The sequence below is a fragment of the Chitinophaga niabensis genome, assembly GCF_039545795.1.
GTDB lineage: Bacteria > Bacteroidota > Bacteroidia > Chitinophagales > Chitinophagaceae > Chitinophaga > Chitinophaga niabensis_B.
Map to the genome: position 1 here is coordinate 6,768,841 of NZ_CP154260.1, position 17,789 is coordinate 6,786,629.

The 17,789-nt window shown below is 45.4% G+C and carries 20 protein-coding genes; 15 read left to right on the forward strand and 5 right to left on the reverse strand.

The window, feature by feature from the left end:
• The first annotated feature begins 59 nt into the window (after positions 1 to 59).
• The 5 genes from atpA to AAHN97_RS27340 all read left to right on the forward strand — a co-directional run bounded on the left by atpA (position 60) and on the right by AAHN97_RS27340 (position 5,982).
• The gene (atpA, locus tag AAHN97_RS27320) at positions 60 to 1,637 is read left to right on the forward strand and encodes a F0F1 ATP synthase subunit alpha (protein WP_343305243.1); all 1,578 of its coding nucleotides are present in this window, start codon (positions 60 to 62) and stop codon (positions 1,635 to 1,637) included.
• Between the two features lie 236 nt (positions 1,638 to 1,873).
• Positions 1,874 to 4,030, forward strand: a complete 2,157-nt coding sequence (locus AAHN97_RS27325; protein ID WP_343305244.1) for a TonB-dependent receptor — start codon at positions 1,874 to 1,876, stop codon at positions 4,028 to 4,030.
• A gap of 34 nt (positions 4,031 to 4,064) precedes the next feature.
• Complete coding sequence (locus AAHN97_RS27330) at positions 4,065 to 4,712, forward strand: hypothetical protein (RefSeq protein ID WP_343305245.1); 648 nt, start codon at positions 4,065 to 4,067, stop codon at positions 4,710 to 4,712.
• Between the two features lie 68 nt (positions 4,713 to 4,780).
• On the forward strand, positions 4,781 to 5,077 hold the full coding sequence (locus AAHN97_RS27335; RefSeq protein ID WP_074240936.1) for a winged helix-turn-helix domain-containing protein: 297 nt from the start codon (positions 4,781 to 4,783) through the stop codon (positions 5,075 to 5,077).
• Positions 5,078 to 5,136: 59 nt separating this feature from the next.
• Positions 5,137 to 5,982, forward strand: a complete 846-nt coding sequence (locus tag AAHN97_RS27340) for a class I SAM-dependent methyltransferase (RefSeq protein WP_343305246.1) — start codon at positions 5,137 to 5,139, stop codon at positions 5,980 to 5,982.
• A 2-nt stretch (positions 5,983 to 5,984) separates the two neighbouring features.
• On the opposite strand, the gene pdxA is transcribed toward AAHN97_RS27340, so the two are convergent.
• On the reverse strand, positions 5,985 to 7,061 hold the full coding sequence (gene pdxA / locus AAHN97_RS27345) for a 4-hydroxythreonine-4-phosphate dehydrogenase PdxA (RefSeq protein ID WP_343305247.1): 1,077 nt from the start codon (positions 7,059 to 7,061) through the stop codon (positions 5,985 to 5,987).
• A gap of 97 nt (positions 7,062 to 7,158) precedes the next feature.
• Between pdxA and rsmA the strand changes: the two genes are divergently transcribed.
• The 4 genes from rsmA (at position 7,159) to AAHN97_RS27365 (ending at position 9,912) form a co-directional block, all read left to right on the forward strand.
• A complete protein-coding gene (rsmA, locus tag AAHN97_RS27350) occupies positions 7,159 to 7,911 on the forward strand; it encodes a 16S rRNA (adenine(1518)-N(6)/adenine(1519)-N(6))-dimethyltransferase RsmA (RefSeq protein WP_343305248.1) in 753 nt (250 codons plus the stop codon).
• Positions 7,908 to 8,834, forward strand: coding sequence for an NAD(P)-dependent oxidoreductase (locus tag AAHN97_RS27355; RefSeq protein ID WP_343305249.1), 927 nt, complete (start codon positions 7,908 to 7,910; stop codon positions 8,832 to 8,834). Before rsmA ends, AAHN97_RS27355 begins: the two co-directional genes overlap by 4 nt.
• A 145-nt stretch (positions 8,835 to 8,979) precedes the next feature.
• The gene (greA, locus tag AAHN97_RS27360; protein WP_074240931.1) at positions 8,980 to 9,456 is read left to right on the forward strand and encodes a transcription elongation factor GreA; all 477 of its coding nucleotides are present in this window, start codon (positions 8,980 to 8,982) and stop codon (positions 9,454 to 9,456) included.
• Between the two features lie 66 nt (positions 9,457 to 9,522).
• Positions 9,523 to 9,912: an HIT family protein gene (locus AAHN97_RS27365; RefSeq protein ID WP_343305250.1), complete on the forward strand. Its 390-nt coding sequence runs from the start codon at positions 9,523 to 9,525 to the stop codon at positions 9,910 to 9,912.
• Here the strand turns inward: AAHN97_RS27365 and AAHN97_RS27370 are convergent.
• Both AAHN97_RS27370 and ruvC read right to left on the reverse strand, forming a co-directional pair.
• On the reverse strand, positions 9,907 to 10,608 hold the full coding sequence (locus tag AAHN97_RS27370; protein ID WP_074240929.1) for a response regulator transcription factor: 702 nt from the start codon (positions 10,606 to 10,608) through the stop codon (positions 9,907 to 9,909). The genes AAHN97_RS27365 and AAHN97_RS27370 overlap by 6 nt on opposite strands.
• 166 nt (positions 10,609 to 10,774) lie before the next feature.
• The gene (ruvC, locus tag AAHN97_RS27375; RefSeq protein WP_343305251.1) at positions 10,775 to 11,338 is read right to left on the reverse strand and encodes a crossover junction endodeoxyribonuclease RuvC; all 564 of its coding nucleotides are present in this window, start codon (positions 11,336 to 11,338) and stop codon (positions 10,775 to 10,777) included.
• Between ruvC and AAHN97_RS27380 the strand changes: the two genes are divergently transcribed.
• From AAHN97_RS27380 to AAHN97_RS27390, 3 genes are read left to right on the forward strand one after another with little or no spacing between them, the layout of a single operon-like run.
• Positions 11,307 to 12,359: a lysylphosphatidylglycerol synthase transmembrane domain-containing protein gene (locus AAHN97_RS27380; RefSeq protein ID WP_343305252.1), complete on the forward strand. Its 1,053-nt coding sequence runs from the start codon at positions 11,307 to 11,309 to the stop codon at positions 12,357 to 12,359. The genes ruvC and AAHN97_RS27380 overlap by 32 nt on opposite strands.
• Before the next feature lie 10 nt (positions 12,360 to 12,369).
• Positions 12,370 to 13,164: a DUF3108 domain-containing protein gene (locus tag AAHN97_RS27385; protein WP_343305253.1), complete on the forward strand. Its 795-nt coding sequence runs from the start codon at positions 12,370 to 12,372 to the stop codon at positions 13,162 to 13,164.
• 33 nt (positions 13,165 to 13,197) lie between these two features.
• Entirely contained in the window at positions 13,198 to 13,899 is a 702-nt protein-coding gene (locus AAHN97_RS27390) for a response regulator transcription factor (protein WP_343305254.1), read from the forward strand.
• A 36-nt stretch (positions 13,900 to 13,935) separates the two neighbouring features.
• Here the strand turns inward: AAHN97_RS27390 and ruvB are convergent, their stop codons facing one another.
• Complete coding sequence (gene ruvB, locus AAHN97_RS27395) at positions 13,936 to 14,961, reverse strand: Holliday junction branch migration DNA helicase RuvB (protein WP_343305255.1); 1,026 nt, start codon at positions 14,959 to 14,961, stop codon at positions 13,936 to 13,938.
• A 68-nt stretch (positions 14,962 to 15,029) separates the two neighbouring features.
• On the opposite strand from ruvB, the gene AAHN97_RS27400 reads away from it, so the two are divergent.
• A complete protein-coding gene (locus tag AAHN97_RS27400; protein ID WP_343305256.1) occupies positions 15,030 to 16,028 on the forward strand; it encodes a M20/M25/M40 family metallo-hydrolase in 999 nt (332 codons plus the stop codon).
• Between the two features lie 52 nt (positions 16,029 to 16,080).
• Here the strand turns inward: AAHN97_RS27400 and AAHN97_RS27405 are convergent, their stop codons facing one another.
• Positions 16,081 to 16,944 (reverse strand): endonuclease/exonuclease/phosphatase family protein, encoded by an 864-nt coding sequence (locus AAHN97_RS27405; protein WP_343305257.1) that lies wholly within the window; start codon positions 16,942 to 16,944, stop codon positions 16,081 to 16,083.
• 137 nt (positions 16,945 to 17,081) lie between these two features.
• Here AAHN97_RS27405 and AAHN97_RS27410 point away from each other — a divergent pair, with 137 nt between their 5' ends.
• Together AAHN97_RS27410 and AAHN97_RS27415 are read left to right on the forward strand one after the other, a co-directional pair.
• A complete protein-coding gene (locus AAHN97_RS27410) occupies positions 17,082 to 17,456 on the forward strand; it encodes a type II toxin-antitoxin system HicB family antitoxin (RefSeq protein WP_343305258.1) in 375 nt (124 codons plus the stop codon).
• 45 nt (positions 17,457 to 17,501) lie between these two features.
• Positions 17,502 to 17,786 carry a hypothetical protein gene (locus tag AAHN97_RS27415; protein ID WP_343305259.1) on the forward strand — a complete coding sequence of 95 codons (285 nt, stop codon included), beginning with the start codon at positions 17,502 to 17,504 and terminating at the stop codon, positions 17,784 to 17,786.
• Positions 17,787 to 17,789: the final 3 nt, after the last annotated feature.

A 17,789-nucleotide genomic window follows, 5' to 3' on the forward strand; every position in this document is an offset into this window, starting at 1 on the left:
AAAGCTGTTGTCGTTATATTTAGTTTAAACCTTAACGACTCTTTTAAAAAGCATAAAAAATGGTTGACATTAAGCCAGATGAAATTTCGGCGATATTACGCCAGCAACTCAGCAACTTCAACGCTTCTGCCGATCTGGAAGAAGTAGGTACCGTGTTGCAGGTGGGTGATGGTATCGCCCGCGTTTACGGATTGAACAACGTGCGCTCCGGTGAGCTGGTAGAATTTGAGAATGGTATCAAAGCTATCGTTCTGAACCTTGAGGAAGATAACGTGGGTGTGGTATTGATGGGTCCTTCTGCCGGAATTAAAGAAGGTGCAATTGTTCGCCGTACTAAACAGATCGCTTCCATTAAAGTGGGTGAAGGTCTGGTTGGGCGTGTTGTGAACACCCTGGGCGAACCTATCGATGGTAAAGGCCCTATCACAGGTGACCTGTATGAAATGCCACTGGAGCGTAAAGCACCTGGTGTTATCTACCGTGAGCCGGTAAAAGAACCACTGCAAACAGGTATCAAAGCGATCGATGCGATGATCCCTATCGGCCGTGGTCAACGTGAGCTGGTGATCGGTGACCGTCAGACCGGTAAAACTGCCATCTGTATCGATGCCATCATCAATCAGAAAGAATTTTTCGATGCTGGTAAACCAGTGTATTGCATATATGTAGCTATCGGTCAGAAAGCTTCCACTATTGCAGGTGTTATGAAAACCCTGGAAGAAAATGGTGCACTGGCTTACACTACTATCGTTTCTGCTTCTGCTGCTGACCCTGCTCCTTTGCAGTTCTACGCTCCGTTTGCAGGTGCTGCGATCGGTGAATTCTTCCGTGATACCGGCCGTCCTGCTCTGATCATTTATGATGATCTTTCCAAACAAGCCGTAGCTTACCGTGAGGTTTCCCTGTTGCTCCGCCGCCCTCCGGGACGTGAAGCATATCCTGGTGACGTATTCTATTTGCACTCCCGTTTGCTGGAACGTGCGGCTAAGATCATCGCTAAGGATGAGATCGCTCAGCAAATGAACGATTGCCCTGATTCTATCAAACACCTCGTTAAAGGCGGTGGTTCCCTGACAGCTTTGCCTATCATTGAAACACAAGCCGGTGACGTATCTGCATACATCCCTACCAACGTGATCTCCATCACGGATGGTCAGATCTTCCTGGAAAATAACCTGTTCAACGCAGGTATCCGCCCCGCAATTAACGTAGGTATCTCCGTTAGCCGTGTAGGTGGTAACGCGCAGATCAAATCCATGAAGAAAGTATCCGGTACTTTGAAACTGGATCAGGCGATGTACCGCGAAATGGAAGCCTTCTCTAAATTCGGTGGTGACCTCGATGCTGCAACTAAATCCGTTCTGGATAAAGGTGCACGTAACGTGGAAATCCTGAAACAAGCGCAGTTCAATCCATTCTCCGTAGAAAAACAAGTAGCCATTATCTACCTCGGTACAAATGGTTTGCTCAGCGGTGTTCCCGTGAAAAATGTGAGAGCTTTTGAAGATGCTTTCCAACACGAAATGGAAGTAAGACTGCCTGAAGTTTTAGGCGAATTCAAAAAAGGTAACCTGCCTGAAGATGGCATCAAGAAAATGGTTGCTTTGGCTGACGAATTGAAACCAAGATTTGCGTAAAAGCAAATATTAATACACTTAAAATGGGCTGTTCCGGATCCTTGGAACAGCCCATTTTTTTTGGCTATAACTATTATAAGGTAAGTACTACAGGCATACACCGCATAGGCATATCAAATATTAAAATTATTGAAAACTAATTAGCTTGTAATCAATGGATAATGAAATAATTGCCACGGTATTTGGTTTATATCATAAACTACTTTACTTTTGATATACAAACCTAATCTAACTATATGCTTAAGCTATTCTCAACCCTGATCATTTTCATCAGCATCCCCCTGCTGCTACAGGCCCAGTCGGTCATCAGCGGCAGGGTGACAGATGCCAAAAAGAGACCCCTTGCCGGAGTGAACATCAGTATTAAAGGCTCATACGATGGTGCCACCAGTGCAAAAGACGGCACCTTTTCTTTTTCCAGCACCGCCAACGGCGAAAGGATCATTACAGTCAGCCTCAGCGGTTACCAGACCCTTGAAATAAAAGCAGAGCTGGGCACAGCACAACAGTTTAACCTGGTATTAAAAGAAACAGTCAATGAATTAAAGATGGTGACCATCTCCGCCGGGAGTTTTGAAGCCAGCGATGAAAAGAAGAACACGGTGCTGAAACCATTGGATATTGTTACCACTGCCGGCGCCAACGCAGATATTGTGAGCGCCCTGAAAACATTACCTGGTGCACAACAGGTAGGAGAGAAGGAAGGTCTTTTTGTAAGAGGTGGTACCGGTTACGAAACACAAACCTTTATTGATGGAATGATGGTACGGAATGCCTTCTTCTCCGGCATGCCTGATTTCGCAGCACGCGGCAGGTTCTCCCCTTTCCTTTTTAAAGGCACCACTTTCAGCAGCGGTGGTTATTCCGCACAATATGGCCAGGGTTTATCTTCCGCACTGGTACTGGAATCTACAGACCTGCCGGAAAGGTCTTCTTATTCTTTAGGTATTGGCAGCGTAGGCCCGAGTGTAGGAGTAGACATTCTCACAAAAGACAAAAAGAAGGCCTATGGTTTTGAAGCGGATTACTTCAACCTCTCTCCCTACTATAAGATCATGAAACAAAAGCAGGAACCTACTATTGCGCCGCAAGGCACAAATGGTTCTGCCAACTATCGTTTAAAAACTTCCAAAACGGGTATGCTGAAAGTGTTTGTTACCGGTAGTTACCAGCGTTTTGGATTTGAAGGAGAAAGCCTGGAATACCCCGGTTTTAAAGAAGCATTTGAACTGGAGAGTTATAATATCTACACCAACATTAACTATAAAGAAAACCTGGGTAAAGGCTGGCGTATGAACCTGGGAACATCCTACAGCACCAACCGCGACAGGATCTTTATGGATACGATCAATAAAGTACCGGCGCCTACACGCATCAAAGCCCGCCAGGATCTCAGCCAGGTAAGGCTGATGCTCACAAAAGGATTGGGAAGGTTTTCTGTATTGCGTATAGGCAGTGAATACCAGTACGGCGATGAACGCTCCCGCTTCAATACCTTTGATGCTAATTACGTGGATAGTTATGCAGCAGGTTTTGCAGAAGCAGATGTGTATTTCACACCGCGTTTTGTTGGCCGTTTTGGAACAAGGTATGAGTATACTTCCGTGATCAGCAGATCCAATATTGCACCGCGTGCTTCCCTGGCTTACAAGCTGGACGATAAAAGCCAGGTGGCGTTTGCTTACGGAGAATTTTACCAGAAGCCGGAACAGCAATACCTGCGTTTTACACACGACTTAGGTTTCATGCGGGCTACCCATTACATTGCCAGTTATCAGCGCCTCGCACAGTTCCATACTTTACGTGCGGAAGTATTCTATAAAAAGTATCACGACCTTTTGAAAACCACACCGGACTATAATAACAACGGTACCGGTTATGCAAAAGGCGTAGAGTTATTCTGGAGAGACCGGAAGAGTATAAAAAATGCGGATTACTGGATCTCTTATTCTTTCCTCGATACCAAGAGGGATTACCTGAACTATCCATACGAAGTACAACCGGATTTTGCGGCCAAACATACAGCCACGCTGGTGTACAAACATTATATCCCATCCACACAACTAAACCTGGGCGCTACGTATTCATTTGCTACCGGCCGGCCTTATTACAATCCTAACCGCCCGGAAAGTGAGTTCCTGAAGGACCGTACGCGTAATTTGAATACACTCAGTGTGAATGTGAACTACCTGACTTCTATTGGTAAAGCATTCACTGTATTTGTATTCACCATGACCAATGTGCTGGGGAACGACCAGGAATATGGGTTCCGTTATTCTTCAGATAAACTGCGCCGCAACATGGTAGGACCAATGGCGCCAAGGTTCTTTTACCTGGGTATGTTCATGAGCTTTGGTATTGACCGCCGCCAGGAACAAATAGACAGACAATAGTCATTCATTCATCGTTTATAAAATCTACAATCAAATGAAACAGATCCTTTTTTCTCTTTTAATGGTTTCCGGGATCACTTTTGCAGCCCGGGCTCAGAGTGAACAATACCAGCAGGCGATGACTCAGCAGGTAGGGCTGCTGGACAGTGCGAGCACATTTACCCCGGCAGGTATCCAACAGGCAGCTAATACTTTCGAGCGCATTGCAGAAGCAGAAAAAACACAATGGCTGCCGTATTATTATGCAGCGTATTGCCGGGTGAATGAAGCCTTTTTTACACAGGATAAGGGGAAGGTAGATGAGATAGCAGATAAGGCATTGGTGAATATCGAAAAAGCTGCAGCATTGAAAGGAAAGGATTCGGAGATCAGTTGTATCTTGTCCATGATCGCATCTGCCCGTATAGGTGTGGACCCAATGACGAGGGGCATGAAATATGGTATGGAATCCGGCCAGCACCTGGAGGAGGCCAAAAGAATGAATCCTGAGAATCCAAGGGTTTACATGCTGGAAGGTCAGAGTTTATTGTATACGCCGGAAGCTTTTGGTGGCAGCAAAACAAAAGCAAAAGAAAAATTTGAAGAGTCTTTGAAAAAATTCGCAGCTGAGAAACCGGCAGATAAGATCACGCCACATTGGGGCGAAGCTTATACAAAAATGCTCATTTCCCAGATCAAATAAATTAACAGCATACAGGCAGGAGCCGCCTGCCTGTATGTTTACATATCCTTTACACGCAACTGAACTAAATGGACTTTAAAGAACTTGATCCGGTGTTACATTCACAGCTAAGGCTGGCAGTGATGTCTGTATTGATCAGCGAACAGGAAGCGGAATTTACGCATCTGAAAGAAAAAACAAATGCTACAGCAGGTAACCTGAGTGTGCAGATCAACAAATTGAAAGATGTGGAATATATTGAAGTTGTCAAGCAATTCAAGGATAATTATCCGCAAACGATCTGCAAGATCACACCTAAAGGTGTGAAGGCATTTCAGGGTTATGTAAAGTCTATTCAATCTTATCTGCATACCGGCAAAAAGTAACGCACTGTTACATCAATGCAGCGTTAATCCCTATCTTCATTATCTTAAAGACACAGATAATGGAACTCCTTGACCATACCCTGAAAGTGGCCCCTACAGCCGCTCTTGTGCTGTATCATGCACGCTCGCTATATGAAAGCGGCCCCGAAAGAACGTATTATTCCCAAATAGATTTCAGCGATATTAAGGAGCTGTCTGAAAAGATGGAAGCATCCTATAAAGACTTCGCCTATACGGTATTATGCCGCAAACGTTTTTTCCGTTATCTGCTGGACCAGTATTTATCAGAAGATGCACCGGTGCAGATCTGCATTTTAGGGGCAGGGCTTGATCCTGTTTCGCTGCATTTGCTGGAACAATATGATCAGGCGGTTGCTAATGTTTTTGAAGTGGATACGGACCACCTGGTTCTGAAAGAACAGCTCTACCAGCGTTTGTTGCCCAACAACAAGAAATTACATTTTATTCAGGCGGATATCACAGATACCCTGCATTTGCTGGATCGTCTACGCGATGCGGGGTATTCTCCTGCTTTCCCCACCCTGGTAATATTTGAAGGCGTGCTGCCTTATATCGGCGATGAACAGTTCCTCAACATCATGCAGTTGTTCAGAACGGTGAATAAAACCAATGTGGTGCTGATGGATTATATCCTTCCGGAGGAATGTCTGCCGGATAGCATGTTACCGGCCTGGTATGCCATCAAAAAAGGCGTAGAGGCATTTGTAGGCGGCAGCCTGTATAGTTGCAACCGTCAGCAGATCTTTAACCTGACGGCTGTTTTACATGGCGATGTAGCCAGCGTGGATTCCATGCAGGATGTAGAATTCAAGCTCAATGGCCGGAATGAGGTGTACTATGAAGATGGGGATGGCTTGCTGGAAATAGTAGCGTTCTACCTGTAAGCTTAGAGACCTTCCGAAGCCAGTTCTGATTTCTTCAGCGGATTGCGGGTAGCTTCTGCATAATCTTCCCTTTGCATAATAATGTCTATGCAGGTGTATACAGCCTGCCTGAAAGAAGATTCGTCTGCAACGTTTTTACCGGCAATGTCAAATGCAGTGCCGTGATCAGGAGAAGTGCGTACAATAGGAAGGCCTGCGGAGAAGTTGATACCTTCTCCTGTAGCTAAGGATTTGAAGGGGATCAGGCCCTGGTCGTGATACATGGCCAGTACGCCATCGAACTTGCGGAACATTTCCCTTGCAAAAAAGGCATCTGCGCTATAGGGGCCAAAACAAAGCAGGCCGTTGTGTTTGGCTTGTTTGATGGCAGGGCCGATGTGTTTGATCTCTTCATCGCCAATGAGGCCTTCGTCACCGGCATGCGGGTTGAGGCCTAATACTGCAATGCGGGGTTTATCTATACCAAAATCCTTCACCAGGCTGTCTTTCATGATATTCAGCTTGCTCAGGATATTTTCTTTTGTTACATACTTTGCTATCTCGGTAACGGGTACATGTTCCGTGAGCAGGCCCACGCGCATGTTCTCTGCGGTCATGAACATCAGCACATCCTTGCTCTGGAAAGCATTTTGCAGGTAAGGTGTGTGGCCGGTGAAATTGAAATCCGCGCTTTGAATATTCTTTTTATGGATTGGCGCTGTTACCAGGCCATCGATGTCTTTATTCTTCAGGCATTCAATAGCAACCGCCAGGGAACGGGCTGCGTATTTACCGCCGGTTTCGTTCAGGATGCCGGGTGTGATCTGCACTTCTTCTTCCCAGCAGTTGAAAACGCTCACCTGCTTTGGGTTCAGCCGGTTAAAATCCTTGATGCTCTGGTAATTGAAATTGTTTTCGTTGAGCAGCTTCCGGTAGAAGTTGATGGTTTTGTTGGAGGCGAATATCACAGGCGTACATAATTCCAGCATGCGCGGGTCAGCGAAGGTTTTAATGATCACTTCAGTTCCAATGCTGTTAAGATCTCCAACGGAGATGCCGATCACTGGCCGGTTTATTTGTGCGGAGGCTGTTGTACTCATGCGTTTTCCTTGATAAAGTATGCTGACAAATATACGTGGAATTGTTGACAGATTAGGAGAGGCGGCCAAACTCGGTAGTATTCCTTAATTTTGCCGAATGTATACGCTAAAGAAATCACTGGGTCAGCATTTCCTGAAAGACGAGAACATCTGTAAACAGATCGTGGGATCGCTGCCTGTGGAAAAGGGTATGCAGGTACTGGAAGTGGGTCCCGGAGCGGGTGCCATCACCAAATACCTGCTGGAGATCCCGGATATTCACTTTAAGGCGGTAGAGCTGGATGCAGAGAAAGTGCAATACCTGGAGAAAACCTTCCCGGCTATACAGGGAAAGCTGATCCTGGATAGTTTCCTGGAAACGCCCGTTCCTTATGAGGGCCAGTTTTCCGTGATCGGCAATTTCCCTTACAATATCTCCACGCAGATCATGTTCCGGGTCCTGGACTGGAGGGCGCAGGTGCCTGTAGTAGTGGGCATGTTCCAGAAAGAAGTGGCAGTAAGGATTGCAGCGAAAGAAGGAAATAAAGATTATGGGATACTGAGCGTATTCCTGCAACGGTTCTATGATATAGAATTCCTCTTTGAAGTACATGAGGATGCCTTCAACCCTCCGCCGAAAGTGAAATCAGGTGTGATCCGCCTTACCAGGCTGGAATCTCCGCTGGCTGTGAAGAATGAAAAGAAGTTCACCCTGCTGGTGAAAACGGCATTCGGCCAGCGCCGTAAACAACTACGCAATCCGCTGAAAGGATTTTTTGATAAGGAATATTTACAGCAACCAATATTTACTAAAAGGGCCGAAGAGCTTACTGTAGCAGATTTCGTGGCCCTGTCCGAACACATGTTATGAGTCAGAAAGTTTTAATTACTGCCAAAGTACACGAGTACCTGATCGATCAGCTTGAGTCAAAAGGATACACCGTTAATTACCAGCCTTCCATTACTTATGATGGTGTGATGCAGGCGATACATGATGTAAAAGGCATGATCGTGACCACCCGCATTAAAGTAGATAAGGCCATGATAGACCGCGCGACGGAGTTACAGTGGATAGGGCGTTTGGGTTCCGGCATGGAACTGATAGATGTGCCTTATGCAGAAAGTAAAGGTATTCATTGCGCTAGCAGCCCTGAAGGAAATATGGATACAGTAGGAGAACAGGCGGTGGGTATGCTCATTATGTTGCAGCATAACCTGCTGCGCAGTAACCTGCAGTTGCGGGAGGGGATCTGGGAGCGGGATGGCAACAGGGCCTGGGAGCTGGGAGGCAAAACCATTGGTATTATTGGCTATGGCCACACGGGAAGTTCATTTGCCCGTAAACTCCGGGGGTTTGATATGCGCATCCTGGCTTATGATAAATACAAAAAAGGCTATGGGAATGACTTTGTAACGGAATCAGATATGGAAACCATCTTCCGGGAAGCGGATGTGGTGAGTTTGCATCTGCCGCTTACTGAGGAAACCCGGCACCTGGGGAACACTGCTTTCTTTGGTTCATTTGCAAAACCGGTATGCCTGATGAATACTTCCCGCGGTAAAGTAGTAAGCACGGCTGACCTCGTGGCGGCATTGGAATCCGGTAAGGTTGCAGGTGCTTGTCTTGATGTGCTGGAAAACGAAAAACTGGAAACTTTCAGTGCAACAGAAAAGGAACAATTCCAGTATTTACTGCAAAATGACCGCGTGATCCTCACCCCGCATATAGCGGGATATTCTCATGAAGCCAGCATAAAAATGGCGCAGATCGTACTTAAGAAGCTAAACGTTTAGCTTCTCTGTATTATTGAATTTTATATGTGAAACGGGCTAGGGATCGGAATAAATTTTAGTTATATTTGCAAACATCACTACTTAATGACGTCTTTGCGCAAGCGGGGGCGTTAATTTTTTTTTCTCATACTAAATCATAAAGGTTATGTCAGGCGTAAATTATGTAACCAAGGAAACCCTTGATTCAATGAGGGATGAACTTACGCAGCTTAAAACAAAAGGCCGCTCAGAGATTGCCAAAGCTATTTCCGAAGCACGTGAAAAAGGGGATTTGAAAGAGAATGCAGAATACGATGCGGCAAAGGAAGCGCAAGGCATGCATGAAGCCAAGATCGCCGTCCTGGAAAATGCGATCGCTACTGCAAGGATCGTGGCAGCAGATGCCATCGATACTTCCAAAGTATCTGTGCTTTGCAAGGTAACCATCACTAATCTCGCGAATAAGAAAACCCTTACTTATCAGCTGGTTTCAGAATCCGAAGCGGACCTGAAACTGGGTAAGATCTCTGTGACTTCCCCGATCGGAAAAGGATTGCTGGGCAAGAAAGTAGGAGAGGAAGCCAATATCCTGGCGCCTAATGGGAATAACATGAAATTCAAGATAGAGCAGATCTCTATCTAAGTAAAATAACTTTATAGTATGAAGGCCTTCCGTGAGACCGGGGGGCCTTTTTTAACTCAACCCGTTATGACCATCTTTTCAAAAATCATCAAAGGCGAAATTCCCAGTTACCGTATTGCTGAGAACGACCGGTTCTATGCTTTCCTGGATATTTTTCCATTAGTGAAGGGGCATACGTTGATTGTGCCTAAAGTGGAGACCGATAAGTTTTTTGATGTGGCGGACGATCTGCTGCAGGAATGGTTGTTGTTTGCAAAACCTATTGCCGGAGCCATAGAAAAAGCGATTCCCTGTAACCGTGTGGGATTGAGTGTAGTAGGGCTGGAGGTACCACATGCGCATATGCACCTGGTGCCCATCAACTCTGCTGATGACCTTAATTTTACCCGTTCCAAACTGAAGTTATCTCCGGAAGAATTCAGGGGAATACAGGAATCTATCCTGGCTCAGTTATAATGTTGATACATAGAACTTGAAGCCGATCCCGTGGAGTGTTTCGAGTTTTACTTCCTTATCGTCACTGAAGTGCTTTCTGATCTTGGTGATAAAAACGTCCATGCTCCGGCCGAGGAAATAATCGTCCTTTCCCCAGACGTGGTATAGGATCTCTTCGCGTTTAAGCGTTTTATTGGCGTTCTCGCAAAAGAACTTCAACAGGTCTGCTTCTTTTTGTGTGAGGGAGGCTTTTAATTTGCCGCTTTTGTCCGTCAGTTTAAGTTCTCCATAATCAAAGGTGGTTTTACCTACGGCGAACGTAGTCCGTTTATCTGCATTGAGCGGACGGGTACGTTTCAGGAAAACTTCGATACGGAGTAATAATTCCTGCATGCTGAAAGGCTTGGTAACATAGTCGTCAGCACCATGCTTGAATCCGCTGATCTTGTCCTCATCCAGGGATTTGGATGTAAGGAACAGTATAGGGATCAAGTCGTTCCGTTGCCTGATCTGCTTAGCCAGTTCGAAGCCGTTTTTCTTAGGCATTACAACATCCAGCAGGCATATATCGTACAGGCTTTTCTGAAACGTTTTCCAAGCTATCTCTCCATCTGAACAGTGGGTCACCTCGTATCCGGATTCTTCCAACCGCTTTTTGGTAATTGCACCCAGGTTATAATCATCCTCCACTAGTAATATTCTAGCCTTCGTATCCATCTACGAAAAATATTAGGGGTGATAAAAGATATAAATAATCATTTTAACATGTGTAACATTCACTTAATACGTGTTCTTTAAGTGACTCAGCCATAATTTAGTTCAAAATAAGTACATTTTCCCAATTAACAAACAGCAGCTATCGTCTATTTGTTCAAAAGGCTAGCTAACCCTTTGATACTCTTTCAGGGTGCTGTTGCAGGAATTTATCCCAACCCTTTGCCTTTCCGACACCTGCGAGGGGATTATTTTCCTGAAAATGATGACAAACCGCCACTGCCAGGGCATCTGTAGCATCCAGGTACTCAGGTTGCTCGGAGAACAGGAGGATCCTTTGCAGCATTTGCCAGACCTGTTCTTTATTGGCATTACCGTTGCCGGTGATAGACTGCTTTACTTTTTTAGGGGAATATTCTGCTACCTGTACCCCGGCCTGCATGGCTGTGGCAATGGCTACTCCCTGAGCCCGGCCCAATTTTAGCATACTCTGAACATTCTTCCCAAAGAAGGGGGCTTCAATGGCGCAACTGTGAGGCCGGTGTTGCTGAATGAGTTCATTCATGCAGTGGTGGATCTTTTGCAGCCTTTCGTAATGATCTTTCTTGGGGTTGAGCTTCAGAACATTCATTTCAATGATCTGAACTTTCTGGCCGGTAACGGCAATCAAACCATAACCCATGATAATAGTACCTGGATCGATGCCGAGAATTATTTTAGTGTTGTTTGCCAAGCGAAAGTTATTTTTGCCAAAATCTGTACGTCTGAACAAAAGTACCAAATTAATACTCAATTACGTTCTGGGGGCAGCCCTCTTCATCTGGTTAACCTTTGCTTTGTATCAGCAGATACAGCATCAGCCAGATCTTCCCGCTGCCTGGCAGCACATGAAAGAGTCCCTGGTACAGAAAGGTTTGTTTCTTTTACTGTTAGTGACCGTGCTCATGTTTGCCAACTGGGGGCTGGAAGCCCGGAAATGGCAGTTGCTGGTGCAGCCGCTGGAAGAAGTGCCTTTTTACAGAGCCTTTGGCGCTATCCTGAGTGGTGTTTCCTTATCTGTGAACACGCCCAACAGGATGGGGGAGTATGGTGGCCGCATCCTTTACCTGAATAATCGTAACAAGCTGAAAGCCATTGCTGCTACCATCGTAGGGAGCTTTTCGCAGCTGATCACCACCATCGTATTTGGCATGATAGGGCTGATCTACTATATTAATAGCTATGCCATGAATGAGAACGATCACCAGTTCGTTCCCCATTTCAAGGAGAAATTATTGTTAGCAATTCTTCCGGTGATTATAGTATTGGTGTTAATGCTCTATTTTCGGTTACGGATCATCGTAGCTATATTTGAAAAGATACCCTGGCTGCGAAAAGTGAAAGTGTTTGTACAAATAATAGCCCGTTATTCGCCCCGTGAACTGGAGAAGCTTTTACTCCTGAGTGCCATACGGTACGTGGTTTTTACGGCACAATATTTGATTTTATTATATGCGTTGGGTGTAACATTTGTGTGGTGGCAGGGGTTCTTTATGATCAATGTTATCTACCTTGTAATGGCCATGGTACCTACCATAGCTATTGCCGAAATAGGCATCCGAGGCAAAGTGAGCGTGAGCTTTCTGGGGCTGTTAAGCGCTAACGCGGCCGGAATTCTGGCCGCAACCGTAGCCATTTGGCTCATTAACCTGGTATTACCCGCCGTTATAGGCAGTATTTTGCTCCTCGGCGTAAAAATTTTCAAGGATAAATAGCGATTGATCGATGAAGTATTTTTTAATGTTACTTATCGGGTTAACCCTTTCTTCTGAACGCTCTCATGCGCAGGATAACTTCTGCGGGATAAAGAATACCAGCTTTAAAGCAGGCGAATCCTTCACCCTGAAAGTATTCTATAACCTCGGCAGCATGTTTGTAGGCGCCGGCGAAGCCGTTATAAATTGTACACTTGAAAAGTATAATGGTAAAGATGCCTATCATATAGTAGGAGATGGGCGTACCTATCGTACCTACGACTGGATCTTTAAAGTGCGGGACCGCTACGAAACTTATATCGATACGGCTACCATGCTGCCCATCCGCTTTATCCGGAATGTGAATGAGGGAGGATATAAGATCTATAATAACGTTGGCTTTAACCGGGAAACAGCCAGTGCTACCAGTACCAACGGTACTTTTAAGGTGCCACCCTGTGTTCAGGATGTGATCAGCGCCATTTTCTATGCCCGTAATATCGATTTCTCCAAATATAAACCGGGAGACAAGATTCCCTTCAGCATGTTCCTGGACGATGAGGTGTATGAAATTTACATTCGTTACATGGGTAAGGAAGAAGTGGATACCCGTTATGGCAAGTTCCGGGCTATCAAGTTCAAACCCCTGCTGATAAAGGGAAATACATTCAAAGGAGGGGAGGACATGAGCGTTTGGGTGAGTGACGATGCTAACAAGATCCCCCTTCGGATAGACAGCCCTATCTCCGTGGGAAGCATTAAAGTGGATATGATCAACTATGCCAACCTCCGCTACGATCTGACCTCTCTGGTGAAGAAAAGATAAGTTATATTTGTTTCAGGCTAAAAGCTTTTAATTATGGAAGAACGTAAACCTAAGATACTGTTGGCGGAAGACGATACCAACCTTGGCATGGTACTGAAGAATTACCTGGAGCTGAACGATTATGAGGTAGAACTTTGCAGGGATGGCATTCTGGCCCTTGCTGCTTTCAGGAGAGAGAAATTTGATATATGCCTGCTGGATATCATGATGCCCAATATGGATGGGTTTAAACTGGCAGAAGAGATCAGGGACGTTGACCCGGATATTCCGCTTTTCTTCCTTTCAGCCAAAACCATGAAGGAGGATATTATCCAGGGTTATAAACTGGGCGCGGATGATTATATCTCCAAACCTTTCGACAGTGAATTGCTGTTGCTCAAAATAAAAGCCATCCTGAAACGCAACCAGGAGTTGAACAATAAAGAAGAAGAAACTTTTGAGTTCAGCATTGGTTCCTACTCTTTCAATTCACGCCTCCGTACCCTGGTAAAGGATGGTGAATCCCATACACTTTCTCCTAAAGAGAATGAACTGCTGCATATGCTTTGTGAACATAAGAACGATCTGCTGCCACGTGAAGTTGCTTTGAAGAAGATCTGGGGTAGCGATACTTATTTCAATGGCAGAAGTATGGATGTATATATTGCCAAACTAAGGAAATACCTGAAAGAAGATACCAATATCGAGATCGTGAATATCCATGGGAATGGGTTCCGGCTCGTTGTAAAGGACTAGCAATATAAAAAAGGCGGGCTTTTAAGCCCGCCTTTTTTAGAATAACATATTAGGGCCGCGTAGCGGTGTTTTGCCCATATGGGTATAAGCTTTTTCTGTAACTTCCCTTCCCCGCGGTGTACGTTTGATAAACCCTTCCTGTATCAGGAATGGCTCATACACCTCTTCCAGCGTACCGGCTTCCTCTCCTACAGCTGTGGCAATAGTGGTGAGCCCAACGGGTCCTCCCTTAAAGTTTTCAATGATCACATTCAGGATGCGGTTATCCATTTCATCCAGTCCGTATTCATCCACACTCAATGCTTTCAGGCTGTATTGCGCGATCTCCATATCTATCACGCCATTCCCGATCACCTGTGCAAAATCCCGTACACGGCGTAAGAGTCCATTGGCAATACGCGGGGTGCCACGGGAACGGCGGGCAATTTCCATGGCAGCGTCTGAAGTGATTTTGGTGCCCAGCAATCCTGCGGCACGCCAGAGGATCTTCTGCAGGGTTGCCGAGTTATAATATTCCAAGCGGGATTTTATCCCGAACCTGCTTAAAAGTGGTGATGTGAGTAATCCGGAACGGGTAGTGGCGCCTATCAGTGTGAAAGGGTGAAGGTTGATCTGTACAGAGCGGGCATTAGGGCCGGAATCGATCATAATATCAATACGGTAATCCTCCATGGCGGAATACAGGTATTCCTCCACCACTGTACTCAGGCGGTGTATTTCATCTATGAACAGTACGTCTTTAGGTTCAAGGTTGGTGAGCAGCCCTGCGAGATCGCCGGGTTTTTCAATAACAGGCCCTGAAGTTTCGCGGATGTTCACGCCTAATTCATTGGCAACAATCCGGGAAAGTGTAGTTTTCCCTAAACCCGGAGGGCCGTGGAAAAGGATGTGGTCCAATGCTTCGTCCCGCTGTTTGGCAGCCTGGATAAAGACCTTCAGGTTCACAATGATCTGTTCCTGGCCGGAAAAATCAAGGATTTCTTTAGGCCGGATACTATTTTCGAACTCCTTCTCTGCGGCACTTAGCCGGTTCTCATCTGGTCTTATGTTTGAATTGCTCATTAGATCACCTTTCGGATTCATCAAATGTAGTTAGAATCTAGTATTTTTAAGCAAATACGCATCTGCTCATGAAAATTAAACAACCCGCTCTGCTCGGTCTGCTACTGGCAGGGGTTATACCCTTAAAAGCACAACAGATCAATGAACAGGAAGTTAGCCGCATTATCAGCGTACTGGCTGCAGACAGTCTGCAAGGCCGTGGTACCTATTCTCCCGGTATTGAGAAAGCATCCCTGTTTATAGAATCAGAATTTACAAAAGCCGGATTGATCCCCCTGCCCGGTGCGCAGGATTTCCGGCAGCGTTTTGCCACTATAGGCAGAAAAATTTATGCACTGGATTCTGTGCCTGCAGATCAAACTCCTCAGTTCCTGCACAATGTAACAGGGATGATCAAAGGCAGCAGCAAACCGGATGAATATGTGATCTTTTCTGCACACTACGATCACATTGGTATCCTCAAAGCAGTGGAAGAAGATAGTATTGCCAATGGTGCGGATGATGATGCATCCGGCGTTACAGCCGTGATACTGCTGGCGGACTATTTTGCGAAACATCCCCCGGAGCGTAGTGTGATCTTTACTGCATTTACAGCAGAAGAGATCGGTGGTTTTGGTTCCCGTTATTTCTCCAAACAATTGGACCCTGCTAAGATCATTGCGATGTTCAATATCGAAATGATCGGGAAGGAATCGAAGTTCGGCAGGAATAGTGCATTCATCACGGGGTATGAGCGATCTGATTTTGGGAAGATCCTGCAGAAGAACCTGGATGGTTCCAGTTTTCAATTCCATCCGGACCCTTATCCGGAGCAGCGTTTATTCTATCGTTCAGATAATGCCACACTGGCCAGGCTGGGAGTGCCTGCACATACTATTTCCACCACGCAGATAGATAAAGATACTTTGTATCATTCCGTGAATGATGAAATAGAAAGCATGGATATGAAGAACATCGCAGATATTATTGAAGCGATTGCGGTGAGTGCTAAAAGTATTGTAGGAGGCAAGGATGCGCCTACGCGGATTGAAGAAGAGAAGGAGCCGCGCCCGGTGAGAGCGCAATAGCTATTGGAATATGAGAAGCGCGTTCTCTTCTTATGAAGAGAACGCGCTTCTTTTATTTAGCTAAGGTAATGTTTGCGAGCTGTGCAAAGTGGTCTGAAGCAAATAAGCCTCCCCATGTTTGCGTGAGGCAGGCATGTTGCCACACCGTCCAGTTCCCGCCTTTCAGGAAGATATAATCGATCGGTTCGTTCCCGATCTCTTTTGGCCCGAAACTATTGAAGGTGCTGGCAGGCCCGTAATGCGGCGTTTTGCTCAGGAGTTTGGCATCTTTCAGGTGCAGGGGATTTTTAGTATCCACGATCACTTGAATAGGTTCATCATTTGGTTTGGCATTGAAATCTCCGGTGACCACAACGGGTACTTTTCCTGCAATATCATTTACTTTTTGCAGCAGCAGTTTCGCGCTTTCACGGCGGGCAATCCTTCCCCGGTGATCAAAGTGGGTATTGAAATGATAGAATTCCTTTTTTGTTTTCCTGTCTTTAAAACGTGCATAGGTAACAATGCGCGGGAGTTGCGCGTCCCATCCTTTACTACCCGCTTTATCCGGTGTTTCAGAAAGCCAGAAGGTTTTTGCATCTAATAATAGCAGGCGGGTAGTATCATAAAAGATAGCAGAGAATTCTCCTTTTTTATCGCCATCATCCCGGCCAACACCTACGTGTTTATATTGTGTAAGTGCGGTGGAGAGATCTGTGATCTGATCCCAGAGCGCTTCCTGTACGCCAAGGATATGCGGATGATGGAACAGCACCTGTGAGGATACTTTATCCTTACGGTTGGGCCATGCATTGATACTGTCTCCCGCATTATTATAACGGATGTTAAAGGTCATTACCTGCAGGCTGTTGTCCTGTGCCATGGCTGATACAGCAATGATGAGGCATAACAGGAGTGTGGAGGTGGATTTTTTCATGATAAAACAAGATAGCGTTTTTGCGTTGGATTTTCCAATACCGAGATATTGTTGTCTGAAAGTGATAAAGTGTTCGTGTATTTTGAATGCATACTATACATTTTGAGATAGATTTGATGTTATAAAATCATTATCAGATGCCAAAAATAATTTCAATGACCGGTATGCCTGGCAACAGCACTTATCTTCCGGGGATACTTTTTAAAGATGATCAGGCCTATTATCATGCACATGTTCCTGCATTGGATATTACAGGATATGGCATTACAAAAGAGGAGGCAAAGGCTTCATTACAGCTGGCGATGAAGATCTATTTTGAGCGGTTGATGAAAGAGCGTGGATTGATTAAAGATATGAAATTACATGGCTGGATGATCGGGCCGCATGATGTAGTTCCGCCTGATCTGCTGAAGAGTAGTTTAGGTGGTTTGGAGAAGTGTATTGAAAGCGGCAGTGGTGTTTACCGGATCGGTTGCCGGATCAAATGGCCGGAGGGAGGTTTGTTTGGCTGATGAGCATAGCGATCAATTGTATTGTTAACCTTAAATATTTACTTCATGAATTTTATTGCTTTATCAGATGTTCCCCTGGATGCTTTCCGGTCTTTCTTACAGGAGCAGGGATATCGTTTTGGATGTATTCCCTGCGGGCATGAAAAGTGGTGTAAAGAAGGAAAGTTACGGCCCATTGTTTTACGGATATCCGCAGATCCGGTACCTGCATATATTATTATGAATGCATTAAGAGCTATGGGAGTGGCCGTGAGTGATTTAGTGCATTTTCTTGAAGCCTGGCATTGGCGTATAAAGAAAGAGCCGGAAATTCCGGCCCTTTCATCATGATAT

Excerpts from the sequence above, each read along its gene's own strand:
- AAHN97_RS27340 (WP_343305246.1), top strand. The coding sequence starts at position 5,137 with ATGGAACTCCTTGACCATACCCTGAAAGTGGCCCCTACAGCCGCTCTT.
- AAHN97_RS27385 (WP_343305253.1), top strand. The coding sequence starts at position 12,370 with ATGAAGTATTTTTTAATGTTACTTATCGGGTTAACCCTTTCTTCTGAA.
- AAHN97_RS27335 (WP_074240936.1), top strand. The coding sequence starts at position 4,781 with ATGGACTTTAAAGAACTTGATCCGGTGTTACATTCACAGCTAAGGCTG.
- AAHN97_RS27330 (WP_343305245.1), top strand. The coding sequence starts at position 4,065 with ATGAAACAGATCCTTTTTTCTCTTTTAATGGTTTCCGGGATCACTTTT.
- greA (WP_074240931.1), top strand. The coding sequence starts at position 8,980 with ATGTCAGGCGTAAATTATGTAACCAAGGAAACCCTTGATTCAATGAGG.
- AAHN97_RS27405 (WP_343305257.1), bottom strand. The coding sequence starts at position 16,944 with ATGAAAAAATCCACCTCCACACTCCTGTTATGCCTCATCATTGCTGTA.
- AAHN97_RS27365 (WP_343305250.1), top strand. The coding sequence starts at position 9,523 with ATGACCATCTTTTCAAAAATCATCAAAGGCGAAATTCCCAGTTACCGT.
- pdxA (WP_343305247.1), bottom strand. The coding sequence starts at position 7,061 with ATGAGTACAACAGCCTCCGCACAAATAAACCGGCCAGTGATCGGCATC.
- AAHN97_RS27390 (WP_343305254.1), top strand. The coding sequence starts at position 13,198 with ATGGAAGAACGTAAACCTAAGATACTGTTGGCGGAAGACGATACCAAC.
- rsmA (WP_343305248.1), top strand. The coding sequence starts at position 7,159 with ATGTATACGCTAAAGAAATCACTGGGTCAGCATTTCCTGAAAGACGAG.
- atpA (WP_343305243.1), top strand. The coding sequence starts at position 60 with ATGGTTGACATTAAGCCAGATGAAATTTCGGCGATATTACGCCAGCAA.
- AAHN97_RS27400 (WP_343305256.1), top strand. The coding sequence starts at position 15,030 with ATGAAAATTAAACAACCCGCTCTGCTCGGTCTGCTACTGGCAGGGGTT.
- AAHN97_RS27325 (WP_343305244.1), top strand. The coding sequence starts at position 1,874 with ATGCTTAAGCTATTCTCAACCCTGATCATTTTCATCAGCATCCCCCTG.
- AAHN97_RS27380 (WP_343305252.1), top strand. The coding sequence starts at position 11,307 with ATGCCGAGAATTATTTTAGTGTTGTTTGCCAAGCGAAAGTTATTTTTG.
- AAHN97_RS27415 (WP_343305259.1), top strand. The coding sequence starts at position 17,502 with ATGAATTTTATTGCTTTATCAGATGTTCCCCTGGATGCTTTCCGGTCT.
- AAHN97_RS27370 (WP_074240929.1), bottom strand. The coding sequence starts at position 10,608 with ATGGATACGAAGGCTAGAATATTACTAGTGGAGGATGATTATAACCTG.
- AAHN97_RS27410 (WP_343305258.1), top strand. The coding sequence starts at position 17,082 with ATGCCAAAAATAATTTCAATGACCGGTATGCCTGGCAACAGCACTTAT.
- ruvB (WP_343305255.1), bottom strand. The coding sequence starts at position 14,961 with ATGAGCAATTCAAACATAAGACCAGATGAGAACCGGCTAAGTGCCGCA.
- AAHN97_RS27355 (WP_343305249.1), top strand. The coding sequence starts at position 7,908 with ATGAGTCAGAAAGTTTTAATTACTGCCAAAGTACACGAGTACCTGATC.